Annotated in this window: 19 protein-coding genes and 1 riboswitch; of the genes, 6 read left to right on the forward strand and 13 right to left on the reverse strand. The window is 71.5% G+C overall.

Translation table 11 applies throughout. The features are described 5' to 3' along the window. The first annotated feature begins 489 nt into the window (after positions 1 to 489). Positions 490 to 1,797, forward strand: a complete 1,308-nt coding sequence (locus CU254_RS24410) for a hypothetical protein (RefSeq protein WP_063631964.1) — start codon at positions 490 to 492, stop codon at positions 1,795 to 1,797. 160 nt (positions 1,798 to 1,957) lie between these two features. Beyond that, the gene (locus CU254_RS24415) at positions 1,958 to 3,109 is read left to right on the forward strand and encodes an IS481 family transposase (protein WP_037713211.1); all 1,152 of its coding nucleotides are present in this window, start codon (positions 1,958 to 1,960) and stop codon (positions 3,107 to 3,109) included. A gap of 95 nt (positions 3,110 to 3,204) precedes the next feature. On the opposite strand, the gene CU254_RS24420 is transcribed toward CU254_RS24415, so the two are convergent. Continuing rightward, positions 3,205 to 4,131: an RluA family pseudouridine synthase gene (locus tag CU254_RS24420; RefSeq protein WP_009080337.1), complete on the reverse strand. Its 927-nt coding sequence runs from the start codon at positions 4,129 to 4,131 to the stop codon at positions 3,205 to 3,207. Next, entirely contained in the window at positions 4,128 to 4,736 is a 609-nt protein-coding gene (lspA, locus tag CU254_RS24425) for a signal peptidase II (protein ID WP_009080338.1), read from the reverse strand. The genes CU254_RS24420 and lspA overlap by 4 nt, the downstream gene beginning before the upstream one ends. A gap of 99 nt (positions 4,737 to 4,835) precedes the next feature. On the opposite strand from lspA, the gene CU254_RS24430 reads away from it, so the two are divergent. Then, entirely contained in the window at positions 4,836 to 5,321 is a 486-nt protein-coding gene (locus tag CU254_RS24430) for a hypothetical protein (RefSeq protein ID WP_009080339.1), read from the forward strand. Between the two features lie 11 nt (positions 5,322 to 5,332). Here CU254_RS24430 and CU254_RS24435 read toward each other — a convergent pair whose 3' ends face one another. The 6 genes from CU254_RS24435 to ileS form a co-directional block, all read right to left on the reverse strand. Beyond that, positions 5,333 to 6,661: an aminotransferase class V-fold PLP-dependent enzyme gene (locus CU254_RS24435; protein ID WP_009080340.1), complete on the reverse strand. Its 1,329-nt coding sequence runs from the start codon at positions 6,659 to 6,661 to the stop codon at positions 5,333 to 5,335. 40 nt (positions 6,662 to 6,701) lie between these two features. Next, positions 6,702 to 6,816: riboswitch (SAM riboswitch) on the reverse strand. Between the two features lie 96 nt (positions 6,817 to 6,912). Continuing rightward, positions 6,913 to 8,391: a potassium/proton antiporter gene (locus tag CU254_RS24440; RefSeq protein ID WP_009080341.1), complete on the reverse strand. Its 1,479-nt coding sequence runs from the start codon at positions 8,389 to 8,391 to the stop codon at positions 6,913 to 6,915. A 100-nt stretch (positions 8,392 to 8,491) separates the two neighbouring features. After that, positions 8,492 to 9,187, reverse strand: a complete 696-nt coding sequence (locus CU254_RS24445; protein ID WP_037714675.1) for a helix-turn-helix transcriptional regulator — start codon at positions 9,185 to 9,187, stop codon at positions 8,492 to 8,494. Between the two features lie 47 nt (positions 9,188 to 9,234). Next, entirely contained in the window at positions 9,235 to 10,893 is a 1,659-nt protein-coding gene (locus tag CU254_RS24450; RefSeq protein ID WP_009080345.1) for a penicillin-binding transpeptidase domain-containing protein, read from the reverse strand. 71 nt (positions 10,894 to 10,964) lie between these two features. After that, complete coding sequence (locus CU254_RS24455; protein WP_100266860.1) at positions 10,965 to 12,347, reverse strand: amino acid permease; 1,383 nt, start codon at positions 12,345 to 12,347, stop codon at positions 10,965 to 10,967. Positions 12,348 to 12,581: 234 nt separating this feature from the next. Continuing rightward, positions 12,582 to 15,743 carry an isoleucine--tRNA ligase gene (gene ileS / locus CU254_RS24460; protein WP_009080349.1) on the reverse strand — a complete coding sequence of 1,054 codons (3,162 nt, stop codon included), beginning with the start codon at positions 15,741 to 15,743 and terminating at the stop codon, positions 12,582 to 12,584. 446 nt (positions 15,744 to 16,189) lie between these two features. Between ileS and CU254_RS24465 the strand changes: the two genes are divergently transcribed. Both CU254_RS24465 and CU254_RS24470 read left to right on the forward strand, forming a co-directional pair. Next, on the forward strand, positions 16,190 to 17,821 hold the full coding sequence (locus tag CU254_RS24465) for an HSP90 family protein (protein ID WP_234392740.1): 1,632 nt from the start codon (positions 16,190 to 16,192) through the stop codon (positions 17,819 to 17,821). A 136-nt stretch (positions 17,822 to 17,957) separates the two neighbouring features. After that, the gene (locus CU254_RS24470) at positions 17,958 to 20,687 is read left to right on the forward strand and encodes a hypothetical protein (RefSeq protein ID WP_009080352.1); all 2,730 of its coding nucleotides are present in this window, start codon (positions 17,958 to 17,960) and stop codon (positions 20,685 to 20,687) included. Here CU254_RS24470 and CU254_RS24475 read toward each other — a convergent pair. After that, positions 20,632 to 22,065: an MFS transporter gene (locus CU254_RS24475; protein WP_100266861.1), complete on the reverse strand. Its 1,434-nt coding sequence runs from the start codon at positions 22,063 to 22,065 to the stop codon at positions 20,632 to 20,634. The two genes, CU254_RS24470 and CU254_RS24475, sit on opposite strands and share 56 nt — an antisense overlap. A gap of 64 nt (positions 22,066 to 22,129) precedes the next feature. On the opposite strand from CU254_RS24475, the gene CU254_RS24480 reads away from it, so the two are divergent. Further along, positions 22,130 to 22,918, forward strand: a complete 789-nt coding sequence (locus CU254_RS24480; RefSeq protein WP_009080353.1) for a helix-turn-helix transcriptional regulator — start codon at positions 22,130 to 22,132, stop codon at positions 22,916 to 22,918. Here the strand turns inward: CU254_RS24480 and CU254_RS24485 are convergent. The 4 genes from CU254_RS24485 to CU254_RS24500 form a co-directional block, all read right to left on the reverse strand. Beyond that, positions 22,863 to 23,489 carry a hypothetical protein gene (locus CU254_RS24485; RefSeq protein ID WP_009080355.1) on the reverse strand — a complete coding sequence of 209 codons (627 nt, stop codon included), beginning with the start codon at positions 23,487 to 23,489 and terminating at the stop codon, positions 22,863 to 22,865. The two genes, CU254_RS24480 and CU254_RS24485, sit on opposite strands and share 56 nt — an antisense overlap. 141 nt (positions 23,490 to 23,630) lie before the next feature. Further along, the gene (locus CU254_RS24490) at positions 23,631 to 24,482 is read right to left on the reverse strand and encodes a DivIVA domain-containing protein (protein WP_009080356.1); all 852 of its coding nucleotides are present in this window, start codon (positions 24,480 to 24,482) and stop codon (positions 23,631 to 23,633) included. Between the two features lie 53 nt (positions 24,483 to 24,535). After that, complete coding sequence (locus CU254_RS24495) at positions 24,536 to 24,808, reverse strand: YggT family protein (protein ID WP_037367937.1); 273 nt, start codon at positions 24,806 to 24,808, stop codon at positions 24,536 to 24,538. A gap of 115 nt (positions 24,809 to 24,923) precedes the next feature. Next, the gene (locus CU254_RS24500; protein ID WP_037714677.1) at positions 24,924 to 25,496 is read right to left on the reverse strand and encodes a cell division protein SepF; all 573 of its coding nucleotides are present in this window, start codon (positions 25,494 to 25,496) and stop codon (positions 24,924 to 24,926) included. Positions 25,497 to 25,517: the final 21 nt, after the last annotated feature.

A 25,517-nucleotide genomic window follows, 5' to 3' on the forward strand; every position in this document is an offset into this window, starting at 1 on the left:
GGGTAGGCGGAGAAGTGCTGAAGCCGACCCTAATCGAGACGGGGGCCGGGACGCCCGTGTCCGGGGTGGTCGGTCCCTCGGCAGGCGTACCCGGGGTGCCGCGGGGTGGAACTCGGGGGCGCGGGCGGTGGTTCGGGCGGGTTTCTCGGCGGATGGGCGCCGGGGCTGCCGCGGCGATTCCCTCGCTGGCCGGGCGCTTGCCGCGCGCGGAGTGGCCGGGGTTTTCGCCGACAGCCGCGCGCACGGGCGCTGCCCAGGCCGTGCACCCGCGCACACCGGCCAAGCCCAACCTGCAGGGCGCCTTTTGCCTAGTGGAGCGGCTCGGCGCACACGACGCGGCCCAGGTCGTGCGTCCGCCTGCCCGCATGCCAAGCCATTCCACCGTGGTCCCGCTCGCCTTTCGCCCGCCGGTGCGGTGGCGCGGGGCACGCCGGGCGCGGTGGCGCGGCCGGGCCGGGCGGGCGAGGCGGTAGCGTTGCCGGAGTGGCCGTGACCGATCCCGCCGACATCCGCCTGCTCGCCGCGCTCGCCGAGCTGGGCAAGGGGGCTGTGCACGAGCTGGCGGCGAAGGTCGGGATGGATCCGCGGGAGGTCGCGTACCGGCTGGTCGCGTTGTCCGGGAGCGGGCTGCCGCTGCTGGTCGGGGTCGAGAGCGACCCGAACGGTCTTCGCGCGGCGATCTCCGGGGCTCCGGCGTCGTGGCAGCGTCCGCCAGGGGGCGGGTATCCGGGAGGGCCTGGGTCGGCGCCGTTCCCGGCGGCCGGGCCGAATCCGGGCGGGATGCCGCCGGGTCCGGCCTCCGCGCCGATGCCCTCCGGTCCGGTGCCGAACGGCCCCGCTTCGACGGGAGTTCCGGCGCGGGGCGCGCAGGCTCCCGGGATGCCGGGCTCGTCCGGTCCGCATTCGCCGGGACAGTCCGGGATTCCCGACTCGGCCGGGATGCCGGGGCACTCCGGACCGCACCCGCCGGGGCAGCACGGGATGCCCGGACCCGGGACGTCCGGCGCGTACCCGCCCGGCCAAACCGGCCTCCCCGCGGGTCCGGGGCAGCACGGCAGGCCCGGCCCGGGGACTTCGGGCGCCTATCCGCCGGGGCAGAACGGAATTCCGGGTCCGTACGCACCGGGAGTGTCCGGTGCCTACGCACCCGGACCGGCCGGGATTTCGGGCGCGTATCCCCCTGGCCCGAACGGGATTCCCGGCGGAGTGTCCGGCGCGTACTCCCCCGCGCAGACCGGGATGCCGCCCGCCGGGACGAATGTCCACAATGGACCTTCCGGGCCGTACCCGGCACCGGATCCGGTGGTCAGCACCTGGGGCGTCCCGCAGACCGCGTCGTGGGCCCGCGGCGACGAACCCCGGCCCGCCGCCGCGCCCGCGAAACAGGGGCGGATCGGCGAGACGATGCAGTCGCAGGGGCTCGAAGGGGAACAGCTTTCGGTGCAGCTGCTGGAAGTCCAGGATCCTGCCGACTTCCTCTTCGGCGCGGCCGGTTACCGGCTCGAGGACGGCGAACGCGCGGTCGTCGTGCACACCGAGATCACCAATCGCGGCCCGATCCCGTTCGCGTCGCTGCCCGACAATTACCTGGAACTCGTCACCGACAGCGGCGAGACGATCGCGAAGGCCCCGGTTTCGCTGACGTCCCGGCCGCCGCACAAGATCGGCGTGCAGCCGGGCGAGACGCTCGGCGGGCACACCGTGTACGTCCTCCCGACCGCGACCCGGGTGGTGGCGGTGCGCTGGAGCCCGCGGCCCGAGCCGGACGAGCGCACCCTGACCTGGTCCGTCGGCTAGCCGGCTCGTGAGTGCCTGCGCCGGTTCTAACCGGCTGTCTGAGTTCAGGACATCGTGAACAGGTGATGTTTCAGGACATCGTGGACACTGACCGGCCTGTCGGTCTGGTCGCCACGGCTGCTGTGGTGATCATGCGGCGATGGGCAGAGCAGGGTTTTCGATGGATCCTGAGTTCGTCGCCGCGGTCGCTGGCGCCGCCGCGGGCGAAGACGTCAACATCGCGCGGTTCTGCCGCGAGCACGGTGTGTCCCGGACGGTGTTCCACAAGTACCTGAACCGGTTCCGGGCCGAGGGCGCCGACGGGTTCACCCGCCGCAGCACCGCCCCGCACCGCCGCCCGACCGCGCTCGGGACGGAGGTGGCGGAGGCGGTGCTGCGTGCCCGCAAGGAACTCGCCGACGAAGGGCTCGACAACGGGCCGATCTCGATCCGCTGGCGGCTGGAAGCCCAGGGCGCCGCTGCGGTGCCGTCGCAGTCGGCGGTCTACCGGATCCTGCGCGCCCACGGGCAGATCGTCCCGCAGCCGCGCAAGAAACCCCGGACGCGGCGCCGGTTCGAATACGCCGACCCCAACGGCTGCTGGCAGATCGACGGCATGGAGCACCACCTGGCCGACGGGACGAAGGTCTGCATCATCCAGATCCTCGACGACCACTCCCGCCTCGACGTCGGCGCCTACGCGGCGACCGGCGAGACCACCGCCGCCACCTGGGCCGCCCTGCAACACGCCTTCGCCGGACACGGCCTGCCCGTGGCGCTGCTGTCGGACAACGGGCTCGCCTTCTCGGGCAAACACCGCGGCCGCATGGTCGAACTCGAACGCCGCCTCGCCGCCCTCGGGATCACCGCGATCGCCGCCGCCCCGCACCACCCGCAAACCTGCGGCAAGAACGAACGCAGCCATCAGACCCTGCAGAAATGGCTCGCCGCCCGACCGGCCGCCGGCACACTCGCCCAGCTGCAGGAACTGCTCGACGAATACCGGACGATCTACAACCACCGCCGCCACCAAAGCCTCAACGGCGACACGCCCCGGCAGCGCTACGACGCCCGGCCCAAAGCCGTCCCCGCCACCGGGCCGCGCCGGCCCAGCGGCCTCGCCACCCGGCCCGTCTCGGCCACCGGCGTCATCGCGTTCTCCGGATGCTCCATCGTCCTGGGACGCCGATGGGCCGGACACACCGCCAGCGTCTACTGGCAAGGCGACCGCGTCACCGTCATGATCAACGACACGATCGCCCGCCAGCTCACCCTGGACCGATCAGTACGCTACCAACGCCTCGCCAACCAAAAACTGCCCACAAAGTCCTGAAACACATCTGTTCACGAAGTCCTGAAACATGGCAGCCGGTTAGAACCGGCACAGGCACTCACGAGCCCTTGGTTCCGCGTCTCGCAACCGCCGGACTAGTTCCCGTCCCGCAAGATCTCCAGCGCACTCGCCAGATCGTCCGGATACTCCGCCTCGAACTCCACCCACCGGCCGTCCGCGGGGTGGGCGAAGCCGAGCGTCCGCGCGTGCAGCCACTGCCGCGTCAGGCCGAGCTTCCGCGCCAGCACCGGGTCCGCTCCGTAGGTCAGGTCGCCCGCGCACGGGTGGCGCAGCGCGGAGAAGTGCACGCGGATCTGGTGGGTCCGCCCGGTTTCCAGCTTCACGTGCGCCAGCGACGCCGCCCGGAACGCCTCGACTACCTCGTAGTGCGTGACGCTCGGCCGCCCGCCCGCGACGACCGCGAATTTGTAGTCGTGCCGCGGGTGGCGGTCGATCGGGGCGTCGATGGTGCCGCGCGTCGGGTCGGGGTGGCCTTGCACCACAGCGTGGTAGCCCTTGTCGACGGTCCGTTCCTTGAACGCCCGCTTCAGCACGGTGTACGCGTGCTCGCTCTTCGCCACCACCATCACCCCGGTGGTGCCCGCGTCGAGGCGGTGCACGACGCCCTGTCGTTCGGCCGCTCCGGAGGTCGAGATGCGCAGCCCGGCCGCGGCGAGGCCGCCGACGACCGTCGGGCCGGTCCAGCCGGGGCTGGGGTGCACGGCGACGCCGACCGGTTTCGAAATCACCACGATGTCGTCGTCATCGTGCAGGATCTTCATGCCGTCGACCGGCTCCGCGACGATTTCCGCCGGACGTTCCGGTTCCGGCAACGTCACCTCGAGCAGCCCGCCGGCGGCGAGACGGTCCGATTTGCCCGCCGGGCGGCCGTCGAGGAGGACGTCGCCCGCCGCGGCGAGGTCCGCGACCGCGGTGCGGGACAGGCCGAGCAGTTTGGCGAGTCCGGCGTCGACGCGCATTCCGTCGAGCCCGTCGGGGACGGGCAGCATGCGCGCGCTCACTCGGAGTCCTTCTTCTTGCCGCGGGTGGAGGTGCCGTCGTAGTCCTTGCCGAGCAGGGACAGCAGCACGATCAGCGCGCCGCCGACGCAGATCGCGGAATCGGCGATGTTGAAGATCGCGAAACCCTGCCCGTTGGGCACGAACGCGGAGATGAAGTCCACGACGTGCCCGCGCAGCGGTCCGGGCTCGCGGAAGAACCGGTCGGTCAGGTTGCCGAGCGCGCCGGCGAGGACCAGCCCGAGGCCGATCGCCCAGCCGACCGAGCGCAGCCTGCGCGAGATCCACACGATCGCGATCACGACGCCGATCGCGACCAGCGCGAGCACCCACGTCATGCCGGTCGCCATCGAGAACGCGGCGCCCGGGTTGCGCGTGACCTGCAGGTAGATCAGCCCGCCGAGGATCGGCTTGGGCTCCTTGCCCTCGAGGTTCGCGACGACGAGGTTCTTCGTGATCAGGTCGATCGCCCACAGCAGCGCGGCGACCGCGAACACCGCCCAGACCCGCCGCTTGGGCAGCGGCGCGTCTCCCCCGGCAGCCTCCTGCTCAGGCGGTTCGGCAGACGGCTCGACCTCGGATTCGGACGGCGAAGGATCGGTGCTCACCCCCCTATTGTCCACAACCTCGACCGAGCAGGTCACAGCGGCAGTCCCCGGCCCTAATCCGGTCGCCCGGCGCTCGCTGCTTCCGCCATCATCGCTGCCATGCCCGCCGAGATCCCCACCCCCGCCGTGGCGGCCGCGCGGATCGCCCTGGACCTCTCCCCCACCGACTGTCTCCCGCTCTGGGCAGCCCACTGGCTCGCCGACGGCGAGGACGGCGAGCATCTGCGCCATCTGGCGGGCCTGTCCCGCACGGAACCGCGAGAAATCCACGACGTCGAACGGGCCGCTCTAGCCGACTGCCGCGCGCCCATTCCCACCGCGACCGAGGCAGCCGAAGAAGCGTTCGCTCACCTGGCCCGAATGCTCCTCAACGGCCACCTCACCGAACGCGGCCTGCTGGACGACCTGCACACGATCATCGTCCGCACCGATTACTCCGACAGGGTCATCGAGCTGCCGCTGGCGCAAGCCTGGATGCTGGACGAAGAGTGGGGCCAAGGCTGGGGACGCACTGAAGAGCAAATCAAAGAGGTGATCCGCGCAGCCTGCAAGAACCAACTCGACCACGACGCGGGAGCGCGATAAACACTGCACCGTCAAGCGCAGAAACCGGGCAGCTCCCGAGTGTCCCCCACCGGCGCCCACCGGCCGTCCACCTTCGCGTACTCCCACCGGGCCCCGCGGGCCACGATCTGGCGCAGGGCCAGCACCAACCGGTCCACGTGTTCCTCGGTGCTCCCCAGACCGAGGCTGACCCGAACCGCCTGCTGGCCTTCGCTTCCGGCTTCTCGGATCAGCCTCCGGGCGGCCACGTGGGCGCAGAACGCGCCGTCCCGCACGCCGATTCCGTACTCCGCCGACAGCACCGCCGCCAGCCAGCCGGGTTCGAATCCGTCGACTACGAAACTCACCGTGCCGACCCGGTCCACCGGCGCGTCGAAGAACCGCAGCTCGGCGAATCCGGGCAGGCTCTCGAGGCCCTTGCGCAGCCGCTCCAGCAGCGCGGCCTCATGCGCACCAACCGCGTCCCAATGCGCCGCCAGCTGTTCGCAAGCCACTCCAAGCGCATACACGCCAACGGTATTCGGCGAACCGGCCTCGTGTCGTTCCTCACCGCTGTTCCACACGACGGCTTCCTCGGTCACCAGTTTCGTCGCGCCGCCACCAGCCAGGTACGGCTCAGCGGCCCGCAGCCAGTCGCTGCGGCCGATCAGCGCTCCCGCCCCAAACGGCGCGTACAGCTTGTGCCCGGACAGCGCGACGTAGTCGACATCCAGCTCCCGCAACGAAATTCGCCGATGCGGCGCGAGCTGAGCGGCGTCGAGCGCGACCCGGGCACCGTGTTTCCGGGCCACCGCGGCGATTTCCGCGACCGGCAGCAGCTCGCCGGTCACGTTGGACGCTCCGGCGACCACCACCAGCCGGGGCCCCTGCGGGCATTCCGCGAGGGCTTCGTCCACAACGGACACCGCGGCGAGCCGGGTTCGCGGCAGCTGCACGCGCCGGACGTTCGGACCCCGCCACGGCAGCAGCGCGGCGTGGTGCTCGCTGTCGAACACGACCACAGAAGTCTTGCGCGGCAACGCTTTCGCCAGCAGGTTGAACGCGTCAGTGGTGTTGCGGGTGAAGATCACCGAGTCGCCGCTGCGGGCGTCCACGAACCGGCGCAGCACGTCCCGGGTCCGCTCGTACAGCCGCGTCGAGACCTGCGAAGCGAAGCCCGCGCCGCGATGCACGCTGGCGTACCAGGGAAGGAACTCGTCGACCGCCGTGCGCACCGCGTCCAGACAGGGCGCGCTGGCCGCGTGGTCGAGGTTCGCGTAGCCGATGTCGCCGCCGGTGACCAGCGGGACCCGCAACGCGGCACCAGCGACAGCGGGAACAGCAGAAACAGTTTCCGTGGACCGGTCGAGTGCGAGAGTCATGACGGCGCCTCCTCGGCGTTCCGGGGGACCCCCGGCGAGGGGCCCGCGCTTGCCCGCCGCACTGCGCGACCGGCCTGGTCCTCACCCGGGGCACCCCACCGCGGTAGGAGGGTTGCCGGCCAGCAAGCCGGGGCTTCGCGCTGGCACTCATGACCTGGAACCGAAGATAGCGGACCACCCGCGGGCGAAACCAGCCCCGTCTCGTGATCTGAGACGGCAGTCACAGATACAGTCCACAAAGGACGGAAGAATCAGGCCCCGGATTCCCCGTGCCAGCGCGCGAGGCGGCCGGCGCGGTCCACGGCCCGGATGCGCCGTTCGGTCGCGTCGCGGTCGGCGGCGGTCGTGACCACCAGAAGCTGGTCCTCGACCTGCAAGCGGCTCGTTTTCTGCGGGGTGAAGCCCGTCCCGCCGCGCACCACGAGGCTGACCGTCGCGCCGGCGGGCAGCCGCAGCTCCGACAGGTACACGCCGTGCAGTTTCGACCCCTTCTGGATGCGCACCTGCAGCAGTTCCGCGCCGAGTTCGTCGAGCGGGGCGGAGTCGACCTCGATCTCGTGCGCTTGCGTCGCCTTCGCCAGCCCGAGGATCCGCGCGAGCGGGCTGAGCGTCGCGCCCTGCAGCAGGGTGAGCACGATGACGAGCACGAAAACCGCGTCCACGAGCCGTTGCGCGCCCGGCACGCCTTCGGACAGCGGGATCATCGCGAGCACGATCGGCACCGCGCCGCGCAGCCCGGCCCAGGACAGGAACGTCACTTCCCGCCACGGCAACCGGAACGGCAGCAGCGACAGGACGACCGAGAGCGGCCGCGCGAGCAGCAGCACCACCGCGCCCGCGACCAGGCCCGGGATGAGCGTTTCGAGCAGCCGGGTCGGCGACGCGAAGAGGCCGAGCAGCACGAACAGCCCGATCTGCGCGAGCCAGCCGAGCCCTTCGGCGAACGACAGGGTGTCCGAGCGGTGCGGCAGCTTGGAGTTGCCCAGCACCAGGCCGGCGACGTAGGTGGCGAGCAGCCCGGACGCGTGCGCCAGCTGTCCCGAGGAGTACGCGAGCACGCACACCGCGACCGTCGCGAGCGGGTACAGGCCGGTCGCCGGGAGCGCGGCCCGGCGCAATGCCTGCGCGCCCAGCCAGCCGAACGCGAGCCCGAGCGCGAGGCCGGTGAGCAGTTCGTAGACCACCAGCAGCGGCAGCGACCAGTCGATCGCCTCTCCGGACGCGAGCACGACGACCGCGATGTAGGCGGGCGCGTCGTTGATGCCGGATTCCAGTTCCAGCGAGCCGACGAGCCGTTTGCCGACCCCGGCCGTGCGCAGCACGGAGAACACCGCCGCGGCGTCGGTGGACGCCAGAACCGCGCCCCACAGCAGGGCCAGCCGCCAGTCGAGGCCGAGCAGCCAGTGCAAGGCCGCGCCGGTGACCGCGATGCTGATCACCACGGCCACTGTGGACAGCAGGATTCCGGGCCCCAGCGAGGGTTTCACCGCGGACCAGCGCGTGGTGAGCCCGCCCTCGGTGAGGATCAGGACGAGCGCGGCGAGCCCGAGGGACTGGGTGAGCGCCGGATTGTCGAAGCGGATGCCGAATCCGGCCTCGCCGAGCACGACGCCGATCCCGAGATACAGCAGCAGCGACGGGAATCCGAGCCGGATGGACACCCGCACGGCGACGACCGAGACGACCAGAACCAGCGCTCCGACGCCCAGCACCATGGGAAGCTCGTCCACCGCTCCGCCTCCCTCCCGGTCGCCCGCAGGCGTCCAGAATAGTGAGGCAGTGTCCGGTTCCCGAGCGCGCACCACCGGTGCGGGGGACCGCGCAGGTGTGTTACGAAGCCTCGGCGGCACTCACCGTCGCGAGATCGACACCGAGCGCGGCGAACGGACCCCGCGCGCCCGGCAGGACCCGGATCGCGCGCTGCTGGTCCCGCGTCAGCCATCCCGCTTCGACGGCCCGCTCCAGCACCGCCGCCGGGACCGCCCCGGCGAGATGCTCGCGCCGCTCTGTCCAATCCAGACAGTCGCGCAGCAACGGCCGCCGCGGCCGATCCGGCACCGCCACGCCGAGACCGGCCAGCACGTCGCGTCCGGCGTCGGTGAGTGCGAGCCCGTCCGACACGTCGATCAGGCCCCGTTCGACCATCCCGTCCCGCAAAGCGACCCCGAGCGTCCCGGCCAGATGGTCGTAACAACTGCGCGCGAACGACAACCGCTGCACCCGCAACGAAGTCCGCAGCCCGGACGGCCGTTTCAGTTCGGCGTGCTGCGCCAGATGCTCGATCAACTCCGCGACCCGCGGGTTCGCGAGCCGCACGTACGCGTGCCGCCCCTGCTTCACCCGGGCGACGAACCCGGCGTCGGCCAGCCGCGTGACGTGTTCGCTGGCCGTCGAGACCGCGATCCGCGCCGCGGCGGCCAGTTCGCCGACCGTCCAGGCACGGCCGTCCAGCAGGGCGAGGCACATGGTCGCGCGGCTCGGATCGGCGAGCACGGCGGCGACTTCGGCCAGTGCGACGGTTTCCATGTCCCTACGGTAGAGCGGGGACACTTCGGCCGCGGCCGAAACGAGCGCTACAGCGCGTCGAGGAACTTCGCGCCCAGTGACACGGCCGGTTTGGAGTCGTTGGCCCCTTCCAGGAACACCGCGAACGCCAGGTCGCCGCGGTAGCCGACGAACCAGCCGTGCGCTTCCGCGCCGGAGCCGAACTGCGCGGTGCCGGTCTTGCCGAACACCGAGCCGGAGCGTGCCAGGCCGGTCGCCGTGCCGCCGGTGACGACCTCGCGCATCATCCCGCGCAACGCCGACAGCACCGCGCCCGACGGCGGGTGGTAGCCGGTGTTGACCTTGGTGCCGTCCTCCCACAGCCGCGGCACGACCGCGCGCCCGGACGCCGCGGTCGCCGCCATCACCGCCGCCCCCATCGGGCTGACCTGCACCTTGCCCTGGCCGATGCCGTCCTCGACCTGCTCGTCGGGGCTCGCCGCCGGGTCGACGCGGCCCATCTCGGTGGACAGGCCCTCGATCGCGAAGTCGGCGTTGAGGCCGAACTGCGTGGCCGCCTTCGCGAGCCCGTCCGGGGGCAATTGCGACGCGAGCCGGCCGAACGTGGTGTTGCACGACTTCGCGAACGCCTGGTGCACGGTGGTCGTGCCGAGGTCGAAACCCTCGTTGGACAGCGTGCGGGTGCCGATCCGGTCGGTCAGCGGGCACGGCACCGTGGAATCCGGCGTGACGAGCCCGGCTTCCAGCGCCGCGGTCGCGGTGACGATCTTGAACGTCGACCCCGGCGCGTACTGGCCGCTGAACGCCGACGCCGCGTTGGTCACGTTGGCGTTCTGCGCCACCGCGAGCAAGTCCCCGGTGGACGGCTGGATGGCGACGAGGACCGCCTTGCCGCGGTACCCGTCGACTGCCGCCTGCGCGGCGTTCTGGGTCGCGACGCTGAGCCCGGTAGCGGCCGGTTTATGGTCGCCTTCGGGGTTTCCGAACAGCGTCTCCAGGCTCTTGCCCGTCGCGTCCACACGCTCGACCGCGAACGCTTGCGACGCTTGGCCGTGCCCGGTGAGCGCCGAACGGAGCAGCGGAAACACCTTGTCGTCAGCCGGTTTCAGCCCGCCGCTGCCGGAGACCACGAGCGGCTTGCCGTCGCGGTCGACCACCGCCGGGACGTCCGAGGAGGCGATCGCCAGCCGCTGCCCCGCTTCCAGCTTGGGGTGCAGCACCGCCGGGGCCCAGTGGACGCGCCACTTGCCCTGCGCCTGGACGAGACCGAGGCTGCCGGAGTACGTCCAGACGCGGCTGGGGCCGAGGTTCCAGGTGATCGTGTAGGCCGCAGTGGCCTTGTCGCCCTGTGCCGCGCCGACGTCGCCGAGCTTGGCGGTCAACTCCTTGGGCTGGAGCGACGACCACGCGTCCTGCAGCGCGGACGAGGCGTCCGCCGGAGCGTCGGTGGCCTTGCTGGCGGCGTCGGAGTCCTTCCCGGCGAAGGCGAGCAGGTACGCCCGGGCCGCCGACGCCGGGTCGCTGGGCTCCGCGGCCGCCGAAACCGTCTCCGTCCCTGGCGAGGCCGCCGTCGATCCCCCTCCGTTGAGCAGCACGACCGCCGCCACGACGATCGCGACCACGGCCAGCGCGCCCCCGATCAGCACGCCCTTCTTCCCGGCAGGACTCACCGTCGCCTCCCCCTCGCCCCACGCGGTCCGCCCGCGTCCCTGGCACAGCTTGCCCATCGCTGGACGGAACCGGGCGTTACCTCGGGGAATGCGACAGATTCGTGATCAACGCCGCGCCGTATAGGCCGTTATACAGATTGATCGGCTTCGCGGCGGGTGCGCTGCCAGCAGATCCCGGCCACGACCAGCACCGCGACGAGGACGCCCGAGCTGATCAGCTGGACCCGGGCGTCCGGGTCGCCGGTCATCACCACGAGGATCGCGACCATCGCGGCGAGCGTCAGCCAGGTCAGGTACGGGAAGCCCCACATCCGCACGGTCAGGCTCTCCGGCGCGGTGCGTTCCAGCTGCTTGCGCACCCGCAGCTGCGTGCAGGCGACCAGGATCCACACGATCAGCAGCACCGAGCCGACCGCGTTGAGCAGGTACTGGAAGACGGTGTCCGGCCAGAGCGCGTTCAGCGCCACGGCGACGAACCCGAAGAGCACCGAAGCCGCGACCGCGAAGACCGGCACGCCGTTTCGGTCCACTTTGGTCAGTGCGCGGGGAGCGTGCCCGCGCCGGGCCAGCGAATAAACCATGCGAGCCGCGCCGTACATGTTGGTGTTCAACGTGGACAGCAAGGCGAACAGCACGACCACGTTCATGATCTGGCCGGTCGCCGGGATCCCGATCCGTTCGAGCACGGCCGCGAACGGGCTCTGTCCTGTTCGGACCTCAGTCCACGGCAGCAGCGAGACGATGACCAGCATGGAACCGATGTAGAACACCGAAATCCGGACGACCGCGTTGCGGACGGCCTTGCCGACGGCGTGCGCGGGATCGTCGGACTCCGCGGCCGCGATGGTCACCACTTCCAGGCCGCCGAAGGTGAAGACCACCGCGAGCAGGCCGGTGCCGACGCCCTGCCATCCGTTGGGCAGCAAGCCGCCGTGGCCGAGCAGATTCGCCGTGCCGGCAAAGGATGTTCCCGGCAGCACGCCGAGAAACGCGAGCACGCCGAGGACCAGGAAGGCGACGACCGCCACGACCTTGATCAGCGCGAGCCAGAACTCCAGCTCGCCGAAACGGGACACCGCCGTGAAGTTGACCGCGGTCAGCACGGCCATGAAGAGCAGGACCAGCGCCCACTGCGGAATGCCGGGCAGCCAGCTGTTGACGATGATCGCGGCCGCGGTGGCCTCGACGGCGAGCACGACGACCAGCGCGGCCCAGTACAGCCAGCCGATCGCGAACCCGGCCCACGGCCCGAACGCGCGCTCGGCGTGCACCGAGAACGACCCGCTGGACGGGATCGCGGCGGCCATTTCCGCCATCATGCGCATGACCAGCATCGCGAGCGTGCCCGCGAGCACGAACGACAGCACGATCCCGGGCCCGGCGAGCTTGATCCCGACGCCGGAGCTGACGAACAGCCCCGAACCGATCACGCCGCCCATCGCGAGCATGGCGAGGTGCCGCTGGCGCAATCCGGCGGCCAGCCCTTCGGCGGCCGCGGCTTCTGAAGTCATGGGAAATCCCTAGCAGACGCTTCCGCGGGCGCAGGAGCCGAGGGCCGCCCGTCCGGCGGCACCGGCTGAGCCGCGTGGCTTTCCCCGCGCCCCCCGGGGGACGACTTCACGCGCCCGCGTCCCTGCCGCGACGGCCCGGCACGCGATGCCGACGTCCGTGAAGGGCTCCTTGAGGGAATCAGATTCCCTCAAGGAGCCCTTCACGGACCTTCAGGTGCCAAAAATGGCGGTGCTTTACGCCTTCGCGACCGCGACCCGGACCTTCACTCCCTCGCCGACCGTGCCGTCGAAGCCCTCGGCCACCTCGCCGTAGGACACCGACGTCGCGAGCGTTTCGGACGCCACGAACTCCTCGTGCTTGCGCACCGCGGCCGTCACCTCGTCGGCGGCGTCCACGGTCAGCGAGATCCGGTCGCCGACGTCGAGACCGGCCTCGCGGCGGGCCTGCTGGACCACGCGGACCAGGTCGCGCGCCAGGCCCTCGTTCGCCAGGTCCTCGGTGACCTCGGTGTCCAGCACGACCAGGCCGGCCCCGCCGGGCAGTTCGGCCGCCGCGCCGCCGCCGGAGGCGACCAGGCGCCGGTCGTACTCGCCCTCGACGAGTTCGACGCCCGCCGCCACGACCGCGCCGGACGCGTTCGTCGTCCAGTCGCCCGCCTTGACCGCCTTGATCACCTGCTGCACGGCCTTGCCCAGCCGCGGCCCGGCCGCCCGCGCGTTCACCGCGACCTCGAACGTGCCGTGCGCGGCGACGTCGGCGGTCAGCTCCACCGACTTCACGTTCACCTCGTCCCGCAGGATCTCGGTGAACCCGCGCAGCGGTTCGACGTCCTCGGCCGCGACGACGAGCTTCGCCAGCGGCAGCCGCACCCGCAGCTTGTTCGCCTTGCGCAGCGCCAGCGCCGACGACGCCACCTGGCGCACCTTGTCCATCGCGGTCACCAGCGCCGCGTCGGCGGGCAGGTCGAGCGCGTTCGGCCAGTCGGCCAGGTGCACCGAACGGCCGCCGGTCAGCCCGCGCCACACCGTTTCGGTGGTGAGCGGCAGCAGCGGCGCGACGACCCGGCAGGTCACCTCCAGCACCGTGTGCAGCGTGTCGATCGCGTCCTGCTCGCCCGCCCAGAACCGGTCGCGCGACCGGCGGACGTACCAGTTCGTGAGCACCTCGAGGAAGTCCCGCACGGTCTGGCACGCGCCCGCGATGTCGTAGCCGTCCATCGCGGCCTCGACGTCGGTCACCAGTTCGTGCGTTTTCGCCAGCACGTACCGGTCGAGCAGGTGCGGCGAATCCGTGCGCCACTGCCCCTGCTTGCCCTCGGCATTCGCGTACAGGGCAAGGAAATAATACGAGTTCCACAGCGGCAGCACGGCCTGGCGCACCGCGTCGCGGATCCCCCGGTCGGTCACCACGAGGTTGCCGCCGCGCAGGATCGGGCTCGCCATGAGGTACCACCGCATGGCGTCGGACCCGTCGCGCTCGAAGACCTCGTTGACGTCCGGGTAGTTCCGCAGCGACTTCGACATCTTCTGGCCGTCGGAGCCGAGCACGATGCCGTGCGACACGCAGGTGCGGAACGCCGGCCGGTCGAACAGCGCGGTCGCGAGCACGTGCAGCAGGTAGAACCAGCCGCGGGTCTGCCCGATGTACTCGACGATGAAGTCGCTCGGGTAGTGGTGCTCGAACCATTCGCGGTTCTCGAACGGGTAGTGCACCTGGGCGTACGGCATCGACCCGGAGTCGAACCACACGTCGAGCACGTCCGGCACGCGCCGCATGGTGGACTTGCCGGTCGGGTCGTCCGGGTTCGGCCGGGTCAGCTCGTCGATGTAGGGCCGGTGCAGGTTGTCCAGCCGCACGCCGAAGTCGGCCTCCAGCTCGTCCAGCGAGCCGTAGACGTCGATGCGCGGGTAGGCCGGGTCGTCGCTTCGCCACACCGGGATCGGCGTGCCGAAGTAGCGGTTGCGGGAGATCGACCAGTCGATGGCGTTCTCCAGCCACTTGCCGAACTGGCCGTCCTTGACGTTCTCCGGGTACCAGGTGATCTGCTGGTTCAGCTCGACCATCCGGTCCTTGAACTGCGTCACCGCGACGAACCACGACGACACCGCGCGGTAGATCAGCGGGTTCCGGCAGCGCCAGCAGTGCGGGTACGAGTGGTCGTAGGTCTCGTGCCGCAGCAGCACCGCGCCCTGGCGCGCCGCGCCGCCGGTGCCGTTCTTGAGGTCCTTGACGATGTTCGGGTTCGCGTCGAACACCTGCTGCCCGGCGTAGTCCGGCACGGTGGCGTCGAACTTGCCGTGGTCGTCCACCGGCGTCACCGGGGCGATCCCGGCCGCGTCGGTCACCACCTTGTCCTCGGCGCCGTAGGCGGGCGCGATGTGCACGACGCCGGTGCCGTCGTCGGTGGTGACGTAGTCTGCGGACAGGACGCGGTGCGCGTTCTCCGTGCCCACGAAGTACGGAAACGGCGGCGCGTAACGGGTTCCGAGCAGCTGCTCGCCGGTGTAGCGCGCGACGACGGCCGGTTCCTCGCCCAGCTCGCGGGCGTACGCGGCCACGCGCTCCTCGGCGAGCAGGTACCGCTTGCCGTCGCTTTCCACCACGACGTACTGCACCTCGGGGTGCACCGCGGTGGCGAGGTTGGACGGCAGCGTCCACGGCGTCGTGGTCCAGATCAGCAGATAAGTGCCGTCGAGCTCGTTGTCGTTGCCCTCCAGGCGGAATCCGACCGTGACGGCCGGGTCCTGCCGGTTGCGGTAGACGTCGGCGTCCATGCCCAGCTCGTGGTTGGACAGCGGGGTCGCGTCGCGCCAGCAGTAGGGCAGGACGCGGTAGCCCTCGTAGACGAGTCCCTTGTCCCACAACCGTTTGAACGCCCAGAGCACCGATTCCATGTAGGTGACGTCGAGCGTTTTGTAGTCGTTGTCGAAGTCGACCCAGCGGGCCTGGCGGGTCACGTACTCGCGCCATTCGTCCGTGTAGCGCAGCACGGACTGCCGCGAAGCCTCGTTGAACTTCGCGATGCCCATCTCTTCGATCTCGGTCGTCTCGGTGATCCCGAGCTGCCGCATCGCCTCGAGTTCGGCGGGCAGGCCGTGGGTGTCCCAGCCGAACCGCCGTTCGACGTGCTTGCCCTTCATCGTCTGGTAGCGCGGGACGATGTCCTTGACGTACCCGGTGAGCAGGTGCCCGTAGTGCGGGAGGCCGTTCGCGAAGGGCGGGCCGTCGTAGAAGACGTACTCGTTGTCGCCGTTCGTGCCCGCGGGCCGGGCGTCGATCGTCGCCTGGAAAGTCCGGTCGCTCTCCCAGTACGCGAGGACGCTCTCCTCCAGCGCGGGGAACGACGGCTGGGACGGGACCGTGGTCTCTCCGCCCGGCGAAGCCTGGGGGTACATCCGGGTGCTCCTCGCATTCGTCGCTCGTACGGGCGACCGGCGGCCGCCCACACGGGGACGAGACGCTCGCGCGTCACGCGGTACCACCCCGCTTGCCCGGCGCACTGCTCCCGGGCCACTCGTTGCACGGCTGTCACGGGCCGCACCCGTCCGGTTCTACTGCGGGCTCGCGCCCGGTTCTTCCGGAGGCTCCCCGGTGATGGCCGGATCGACGCCTTGCTGACTCCAGATTAACTCCTCCCCGCAACCCGCTTTCGCCCTGCCCCGGCCGGACCCGCCCGCCGCGGCGCGGACGCCGGGGAAACCGCGTAACGATTGCGGGCGCCGTGCGGAAAAACCTTGTGTCCGGCGCCAGGCCGCGCCGATACGGTGACCGCCGGGCCGCGCGGGGGCGCACTCGCCGGGCGGAGATCCCGCCCGCGCCACAGCACAGGAGTCGAGCACGGGTGAACCGTAGTTTCCAGGTGGATCTTCGCGGGGTCGTCGACCTGCTGAGCCAGCACCTCTATTCCAGTCCGCGCGTGTACGTGCGGGAACTGCTCCAGAACGCGGTGGACGCGGTGACCGCGCGGCAGGCGGCCGACGCCACCGCGCCCGCCGGGATCGCGATCGACGTCCGCGAAGGGACCCTGCGGATCACCGACACCGGGATCGGCCTGTCCGAGGCGCAGGTGCACGAGCTGCTCGCGACGATCGGCCGCAGCTCCAAACGGGACGAACTCGGGTACGGCCGCCGGGATTTCCTCGGCCAGTTCGGGATCGGGCTGCTGTCCGCGTTCCTCGTCGCCGACGAGACCCGGGTCGTCACCCGCTCCGCGAGCGGCGCTCCCGCGGTCTCGTGGACCGGCCGCGCGGACGGCACCTACGCCGTCGGGCCCGGCGAGCGGGACGCGATCGGCACCACGGTCACCCTCACCGCCCGTCGCGGCGCCGAGCAATGGTTCGTGCCGGAGACGGTCGCCGAGCTCGCGACGCTCTACGGCTCGATGCTGCCGTTCGAAATCACCGTGAACGGCAAGGCGATCAGCGGCGCCGGCGTCCCGTGGCAGACCGGCCGGCGCTCGCCCGGGCACCGTTCGGCGGACCTCGTCGGCTACGCGCAGGAGGTGCTGGGCTTCACCCCGTTCGACGTCGTCGACCTCGACGTGCCCGAGGCCGGTCTGACCGGCGTCGCCTACGTGCTGCCGTTCCCGGCGAACCCGGCCGAGCAAGGCGGGCATCGCGTATACCTCAAGCGGATGCTGCTCGCGGAGAACACGCCCGGGCTGCTGCCGGACTGGGCGTTCTTCGCCCGCTGCGTCGTGGACACCGGCGAGTTGCGCCCCACCGCGAGCCGCGAGGCGCTCTACGACGACGATCAGCTCGCCGCGACCCGCGAAGCGCTCGGCGAGCAGCTGCGCGGCTGGCTCGTCGGGCTTTCGGCCGCCGATCCGCAGCGGCTGAGCCAATTCCTCAAGATCCACCACCTCGGCGTCAAAGCGCTCGCGCTGCACGACGACGACATGCTGCGGCTGGTCGACGAGTGGTGGCCGCTGGAGACCAACGTCGGCCGGATGACGCTGGCCGACTTCCGCGCGCGCTACGGCGTGCTCCGCTACTGCGCGACCGCCGACGAATTCGACCAGCTGGCCGGAGTCGCGGCCGCGCAGAACCTGCCGGTGATCAACGGCGGCTACACCTACGACAGCGAACTGGTCGAACGCGTCCGCGCGCTCGACCCGGACGTGCGCGTCGAGCGGCTCGACCCGAGCGACCTCACCACCGCCTTCGCCGACCTCGACCCGGAAACGGCGCTGGCGCTCCGGCCGTTCGCCGCGGCCGCGCAACGCTGCGTCGACCGGCTCGGCTGCGAGGTCGTGCTGCGCGAGTTCGAGCCCGCGTCGCTGCCGGTGCTGTATCTCGTCGACCGCGCCGCCGCGTTCGCGGGCGAGCTGCGGGCGACCAAGGAGGCCGTCGACGAGCTGTGGGCCGGGGTGCTGTCGGCCTTCGAAAAGCCGGAACGGGACCGCCCGCAGCTCGTGCTCAACTACCGCAACCCGTTGGTGCGGCGCGTTCCCGGCTCGACAACGCGGAGCTGACCGCGCTGGCCGTCGAATCCCTCTACGGCCAGGCGCTGCTGCTCGGCAAGCACCCGCTCCGGCCCGCCGACTCCGCGCTGCTCAACCGCGCCTTCCTCGGCCTCCTCGACCACGCCGTCCCGAACCAGGAGAACTGATGACCGCACCGACCGGCCAGGACCTGTGGAACCGGCTGGGAGCGGCCCGTGCCCTCCCCTTCGGCAGGGGCCAGAGCGCCGCGCTGGAGAGCCTGGTCCGGGCCGCCGACGCCGAGGGCGCGGGGGACCTGCAGTACGCCGCCCGGCTCTCGCTCGTGCGCGCGTACGCGCACGGCGGCGAGCCGGCGAAGGCGTTCGTGCCGTTCGCTTGGTGCCTGGCCAAGCACGACCAGGGCGAGGCCGCCGAGAACTGGGACTACATCCTCTTCTGGTCGTTCAAGTCCATCGTCACGTCGCTGACCGATTTCCCCGAGGTGCCGCTGGACCGCACCTACGCCGTGCTCGACGACATGGAGCGCCGGTACCGGGCGGCCGGGCACACGATGAACCCCGTGCACCAGCACCGGCAGATCGTGGCTCGGCACGTCGGCGACCACGAAACGGCCGTCGAACAGTACCGGCTCTGGAACGCGGCGCCACGCGGCGAGATGTCGGACTGCGCCGGCTGCGAACCGTCCAGCAAGGTCGCCCACCTGAGCCGCTACGGCCGGTTCGAGGAAGCCGTCGCGATCGCCGAACCGGTGCTCAGCGGCACGTTCACCTGCACCGAGCAGCCGGAAGGGATCCTCTCCGCGCTGCTGCTTCCGTTTGTCCACACTGGACGGCTCGAGGAGGCGGCGCGGGCGCACCGGCAGGTGTACCGCGCGATCCGGCACAACCGGCTGGAGCTGAACCTCCTCCCCCGCCACCTCCGGTTCTGCGCGCGCACCGGCAACCACGTGCGCGGGCTGGAAATCCTCGAGCGGCATCTCGGCTGGCTGGACGACGCGCCGTCCCCGTACGTCGAGATGGAGTTCTGCGCGGCCGCGGCGCTGAACCTGCGCCTGGTCGCCGAGTCCGGGCACGGGAGCACGACCGTGCGGCGGCCCGGCGGCGAGAGTTCCGTCCAGGCCCTGCACGACGAGTTTTCCGAACGGGCACTGGGCATCGCCGCCCGCTTCGACGCCCGGAACGGCACCAGCGAGCAGAGCGACCTGGTCCGCGCCGTCCTGTCCGCCGACCCCATCGTGGACCACCTCCCGCTGTCCTGGACCAGCCCGCGCCCGGCCCCGGCGCGGACGCCGGCCGCACCGTCCTTTCCGGACACTCCGGAAGAGCTGGCCGACCTCGCCGAGAAGCACTCCCGGCGAGGCGAAGAGGCGGCCGCCGAAGCCGCGTGGGCGAAGTTCGACGAACTGTGCCCGGATCCGGCCGGATCGCTGCTCGCACGGCGGCTGTCCGGGTCCGCCGACGCGGCCGCCGACCCCGAAGCCGCCGTGCGCGATTGGCTGCGCGCGGCCGAACTGTTCGCCGCCGAAGGCGACGAGGTCGCCCGGCACACCGCGGCGAGCAAAGCCGGGCTCGCCCGCGGCCAACTGGGCGAGCCCGGCCTCGCCGAACTCTCGGACGCAGCCGAGGCACTCGCCGGGCTCGACGACCAGGACCATTACGTCCGCGCCCTGATGCGATGGGCCGTGGCGCTTTCCGAGACGGACGACCTCGACGGCGCGTTCGACCTTCTCGGCCGCGCCGAAGCGGCCGCCACAGCGGTGCCCGCGGATCTCACCGCGCGACTCTCGTTGTTGCGCGCCGAACTCACCGCGCGCAGCGGCCGGCTGCCGGAAGCCCGAGAGCTGGCGGAACGCGCGACGGAGCTGTACGCCGAGGCCGGGTTGGCCGGTCACGAGTCGTGGGCCCGGCTCATGGCCGCCCGGATGGCCGCCTCGACCGGCGACCTCGAGGCGGCTTATGCCATGCTGCGGCCCGCCGAGTCCGCCTCCGCGGCGGGCCTGCGCGCCCAGGTGCGGCACACCCTCGGCATGCTCGCGTCGGACCTCGGCCTGCTGGAGGACGCGGTCGGCCACTACCGCGGGGAAGCCGCTGACCTGGCCGAGGCCGGGGACCTCGCCGGAGCCGCGCTCGCCCAGCTCGGACTGGCCTCCGCGGCCGAACGCGCCGGGGACGCGCTGACCGCCGCCGACGCGGCCGAGGCGGCGATCGAGGTCCTGGAACGAGACGGCGACCAGGACGAACTGGCGAGGGCGCGCTACCTGCTCGCCGGAGCGCACCGCGCGCTCGACCAGCGAGACCCCGCGCTGGTTCTGCTGGACCAGGTGCGCGAGCATTTCGCCGCGGCCGGGAACCAGCCCGCGGCCGGGCACGCAGCCGAGACCATCGGCGACGTCCTCGACGAACTCGACCGCGACGGCGAGGCCGCCGAGTCCTACCTGCGCGCCGCGGAGTACTTCAGGGCGGGAGAACTCCCGGTCGACGCCGTGCGCAACCTGCGGCAGGCAGCGGTGTCGTGGCAGTGGACGGCGAATCCCGAGCGAGCACTCGCCACGCTGGCCGAAGCGGAGAAGAGCGCCGCGGACCTCGACGGCGACGAGCCGCCGGTCGGCTGGGAACGAGCCATGGTCGCCATGAACGGCGGCCGGATCCTGGGTGCCGCCGGGCAACCGGAGGAAGCCCTGACGCGGGCGGCCGCGGCCGCTGAACTGCTCCAGTCCGTCGGCGCGACGACCGAAGCGGCGATCGCCGCGTCCCTGCAAGCCCGCCTCCTGGCCGATCTGAACCGCCCCGCCGAAGCCCGAGCCGCGGCGGAGGCTGCGATCCAGGGGCTGCCGCCGGAGGCTACGGAGCAGATCGAGGGACTCCGGGCGTTTCTGGCGAGTCTCGACGTTTCGTAGGCGCTGATCCGCCGAGCCCGCGGGGTTTTCTCCCCGGGCTCGGCGGATCGACCCGCTCACCCCGCACCCGACCGCGCACCGTCACCACGGCAAGCACCGCCGCCGCGAACCACAACCCCGCCGAAACCAGCCCCAGCACGTGCAACCCGTCCACAAACGACACTCGTGCCGCCGGTTCTCCCGCCACCGCACCGAAAACCGCCACTCCGAGTGCTCCCCCTGCCTGCCGCGCCGCGTTGTTGATCCCGCCCGCGATGCCCGCGCGCTCGCCTGGCGCTTCGGCGACCGAGGCGGTCACCACGGCGGCGGTCAGCAGCCCCATGCCGACGCTGAGCACGAACAGCGTCGGCAGCAGCGTCCAGTACCCGGTGCCAGTGCCGATCCGGAGCAGGTTCAGCATCGCCGCCACGCCGAGCAGGAGTCCGGTGACGATCTGCGGGCGCGGGCCGAACTTCGCGGTGAGCCGTCCGGAGACCGGGCCGACGAGGACCAGCGGGACGAACATCGGCAGCAGCGCGACCGCGGCGGCGATCGGGTCCGCGTGGAGCACGTCCTGCAGGTAGAGCGTGAACACCAGCACCGAACCGAGGCCGACGAAGTTCATCGCCGCCGACACCAGGTTCGCGCCCGCCGTCTGCCGGGACCGCAGGAGCGACAGCGGCAGCATAGGTGCCGAGGAGCGCTGCTCCACCACTACAAAGGCCACTGCGAAGGCCACCGCGAGCAACCCGGCCCACGGCGTCTTCGCGATCACCGCGTACACGCCGCAGCCGAGCGCCAGCGCCGCGGTCGCCGCGCCGGGAACGTCGACGCGACCCGGTTTCCGGACGTCCGGCGGCACCATCCGCCGAGTCGCGACGGCCGCCGCGGCGACGATCGGGACGTTCAGCCAGAACACCGGCCGCCATCCGGCCGTCTGCACGAGAATCCCGCCCAGCAGCGGTCCGGCGGGCAGGGCGAGCGCCGAAAACCCCGCCCAGATCCCCAGTGCCCGGGCGCGTTCCGTGCGGCCGGGGAACGTCCCGGTGATGACCGCCATCGTGCCCGGCAGCAGCAACGCCGCGCCGACGCCTTGCACCGCCCGCGCCGCGACCAGCCAGCCCGCCGACTGCGCCAGCCCGCACGCCGCCGACGCGGCCCCGAAGACGGCCAGCCCGGTCAGCACCACGCCGCGGTGCCCGAGGACGTCGCCGAGCGCTCCCCCGGTCAGCAGCAAGGCGGCGAGCACGACCGAATACCCGACCACCGTCCACTGCAGCTGCGGCACGTCCGCGTGCAGTTCGCTGCCGAGGGTCGGAAGGGCGACGTTGACGACGGTGACGTCGAGCTGCACCAGGAACATCCCGGCGCACATGGTGAACAAGATCGCGGAACGCATGGGTCCAGGAGACACCGGGAACGCTTCCGTCGCGGTGGAAGTGTGCCGGGGGCATGCTGGGGGCATGGAAGGAGACGCCGACATCGCGCGCACCGCCGCCCTGTTCGCCGATCCGGCTCGGGTCCGGGTGCTGATGGCCCTCGCGGACGGCCGGTCGCTGGCCGCGTCCGTGCTGGCCGGCGAAGCGGGCCTGACCGCACAGGGCGTGAGCGCGCACCTGTCGAAACTGCTGGCCGCCGGCTTGGTGACCGCGGAAAAGTCCGGCCGGCACCGGTTCTACCGCATCGCCGGCGCGGCCCCGGAGCTGCTGGAAGCCCTCGCGCGGCACTCCCCCGCGCGTCCTGTCCGGTCGCTGCGGGAAGGCACGCGCGCGGAAGCCCTGCGGACCGCGAGACTGTGCTACGACCACGTCGCCGGACGCCTCGGCGTGACCGTCACGGCGGCCTTGCTCGACCGCGGCGCACTGGCCACTGTGGACGGTGACCCGACCACCCAGCGACGGCCCGGGGACCGGATTTCCTCGCAGCTGCAAGAACATCCGTACGTGCTGGGGCCCGCCGCGGACGACGTGTTCGCCGAGCTAGGCGTGGACGTCGAGGCGGTGGCGAAGAGCCGTCGTCCGCTGCTGCGGTTCTGTCTGGATTGGACAGAGCAGCGCCATCACCTCGCCGGAGCCCTCGGCGCGGCGGTCACGCGACGGTTCATGGACGCGGGATGGCTGCGTTCACGGGCGAAGGCACACCGAGCGGTGCAGCTCACCGAGACTGGCGCGAAGGTGCTCGAAGAAGTCCTGGGCGTCAGCGATGTGCCGCGGCCAGCACCGCATCGGGACCACAGCGCGCGCACGGCGTGAAGCCCAGTTGCCGTGCCTCGCCGACGCCGATCGGGATGGTGTCGCGGCCGGACAGCCAGCCGCAGTCCACCAGGTGGTAGCGCGGGTACTCGTCGACGACCACGACCTCGTCCTCGAGGTCCTTGACCACCTCGAGGTCTTCCGGCGCGGTCTCCTCCACCCCGGGCGGCGTGTCGCGCACCGCTTTCGCCTCGGTTTTGGGCTCGGCTTCCGCGGCGGGCTTCTCGATCTCCGGCTCCGGCACGTCCGCCGGGTCGCCCAGTTCGCCCATGGCCGGGATGAGCGTGGTCTGCTCGACGTCCTTCTCGGCCGGGGCCGCCTCGTCCTTCTCCTCTTCGGAGTCCGCGGAGTCCTCGGAGCCCTCAGCGTCCGACGCGCCCTCAGCATCCTCGTCCGCAGACTCCGCGGCGTCCGCGCTCTTGCGCCGCCGCAGCCAGTCGACAAGCAGCAGGAGCCCGGCGAGCACGGAGAGCCCGATGGAAACCCAGGCCCACAGCGAGGTGCCCGTGACGAGCGCCGTGACGAGCAGCCCGAGAGCCGCCAGCACCAGAAGGAGGACGATGTAGAGCACGCTGAATTACAACACGCGCCGCCCGGTTTCCGGAGCCGACCCGCCCACGCGGCGCACCCCGCCGCGGCGGTGCCGGACCCGGGCACGCCGAAACCCCGCCGGGTCGGAAGGTCATCCGGCGGGGTGCGGTACGGCGGTGGGTCAGCCGGCCTCGGCGCGCGGGCCGAACGAGTAGCCCTGACCGCTGCTCCCGGTCGAGGACTGGCTCGACCCGGAGGACGCCGACGCCGGGGCCGCGGAGCCGCGGTCGTCGAGCTCGCGCAGCTGGGACTCGAGGAAGCCGCGCAGCCGGGTGCGGTATTCGCGCTCGATCGTGCGGAGTTCCTCGATTTTCTTGCCCAGAGCGCCCTTCTCGGCGTTCAGGTTGTTCATCGTCTCGGTGTACTTGCGCTGCGACTCGCGTTCCATGGTGGTCGCCTTGTCGCGCGCCTGGCGCTCCAGCGTCTCGGCGCGCGTGCGCGCGTCGTTCAGCATCGTCTCGGCGCGGGTGCGCGCCTCGTTCACCATCGAGTCGGACTTCGCCCGGGCGTCGGACAGCAGCTGCTCGGACTTGGTCCGCGCCTCCGCCAGCATCCCGTCGGACTCGGTCTTCGCCTCGGCGGTGAGCCGGTCGGCCATCTCCTGCGCCAGGCCGAGGACCTTGGCGGCCTGGACGTTCGGCTCGCCGCTGTCGGGGACCATCGAGTGCGCCTGGGTCTGCTCCATCGCCGACGCGGGCGGCGGGACCGGGGCGAGCCGCCGCGACGGCTCGGGGTCGCGGCCCGGCGGCGGGCCGGCGACCTTCGCGTTCTCGAGCTCCGAGCGGGTCGACTCGAGCTCGGCGTCGAGCTGCTCCACCTGCTGCCGCAGCTCGTTGTTGTCCTCGATCAACCGGGCAAGCTCGGTCTCCACCAGGTCGAGGAACGCGTCCACCTCGTCCTCGTTGTAGCCCCTCTTGCCGATGGGCGGCTTGCTGAACGCGACGTTATGCACGTCAGCGGGGGTCAACGACATCAGATCACCTCACGCACTCCATGGCCTGCAGGACACACCCGGGTTTTCCCCGATCACCTGGGTGTCAGTTGCATCGCGAAAAACACAACCAACAGCAGCACCATAATCGACAAGTCCAGTCCTACGCCGCCGATCCGGACCATCGGAATGATCCTGCGGAACAACCGCACCGGCGGGTCGGTCACTGTGTAGATGGTCTCGAGCGTCACCGCAACCCCTCCGGCGGGACGCCATTCCCGTGCGAAAGTACGCACGAGCTCGACCACGATCCGGGCCGTGAGCAGCAGCCAGAAGGCAAACAGCACGTACCAGATCGCGAGCCACACAGCATTCACGGCGACCACTCTAGCGGGGGACGGCCGGATTGGGCGCGACCAGCCGCTCCCAGGGCGACATAGTCGACAAAATCACGTCTGGCTGCGCCCAGCGGTTCTCCCGGGTTCACCCGCGCAGGAACAATCCGCCCTCGGCGATCCGCCGGCGGTCCTCGGCGGTCACGTCCACGTCGGGCGGTGAGAGAAGGAACACCTTGTTGGTGACCTTGTCCATCGAGCCCCGCACGGCGAACGCCAGTCCCGCCGCGAAGTCCACGATCCGCTTGGCGTCCGCGTTGTCCATCTCGGTGAGGTTGATGATCACCGGGATGCCCTCGCGGTAGTGCTCGCCGATCGCCCGCGCCTCGATGTAGCTCGTCGGGTGCAGCGTCGTGATCCGGCTGAGCGGGTCCCGCGCCGGCGCGGCGACCGGTTCGGCGACCGGGCGCAGGCGGGCCACCGGCTCCGGCTGGCGGTCCACGGCGAGCGCGCCGTGCGTCGCCGGCTCGGCCGCCATCGACCGCGACCGCACGCGCGCGGCGGGTTCGTCGTAGCTGTCCTCGACGTCGCGGTAGCGGGCCCGGGACCGCGCCGGCGGCTGGTCGTAGCCGTCGTCGTACTCGTCGTACCCGTCGTCGTAGCCGTCTTCGTCCGCGGGCACCATCCCGAAGTAGGCCTTCAGCTTCTGCAGCGCGCTCATGCCTCTCCCTAGCCCTTGCCG

The sequence above is a fragment of the Amycolatopsis sp. AA4 genome (assembly GCF_002796545.1).
Lineage (GTDB): Bacteria > Actinomycetota > Actinomycetes > Mycobacteriales > Pseudonocardiaceae > Amycolatopsis.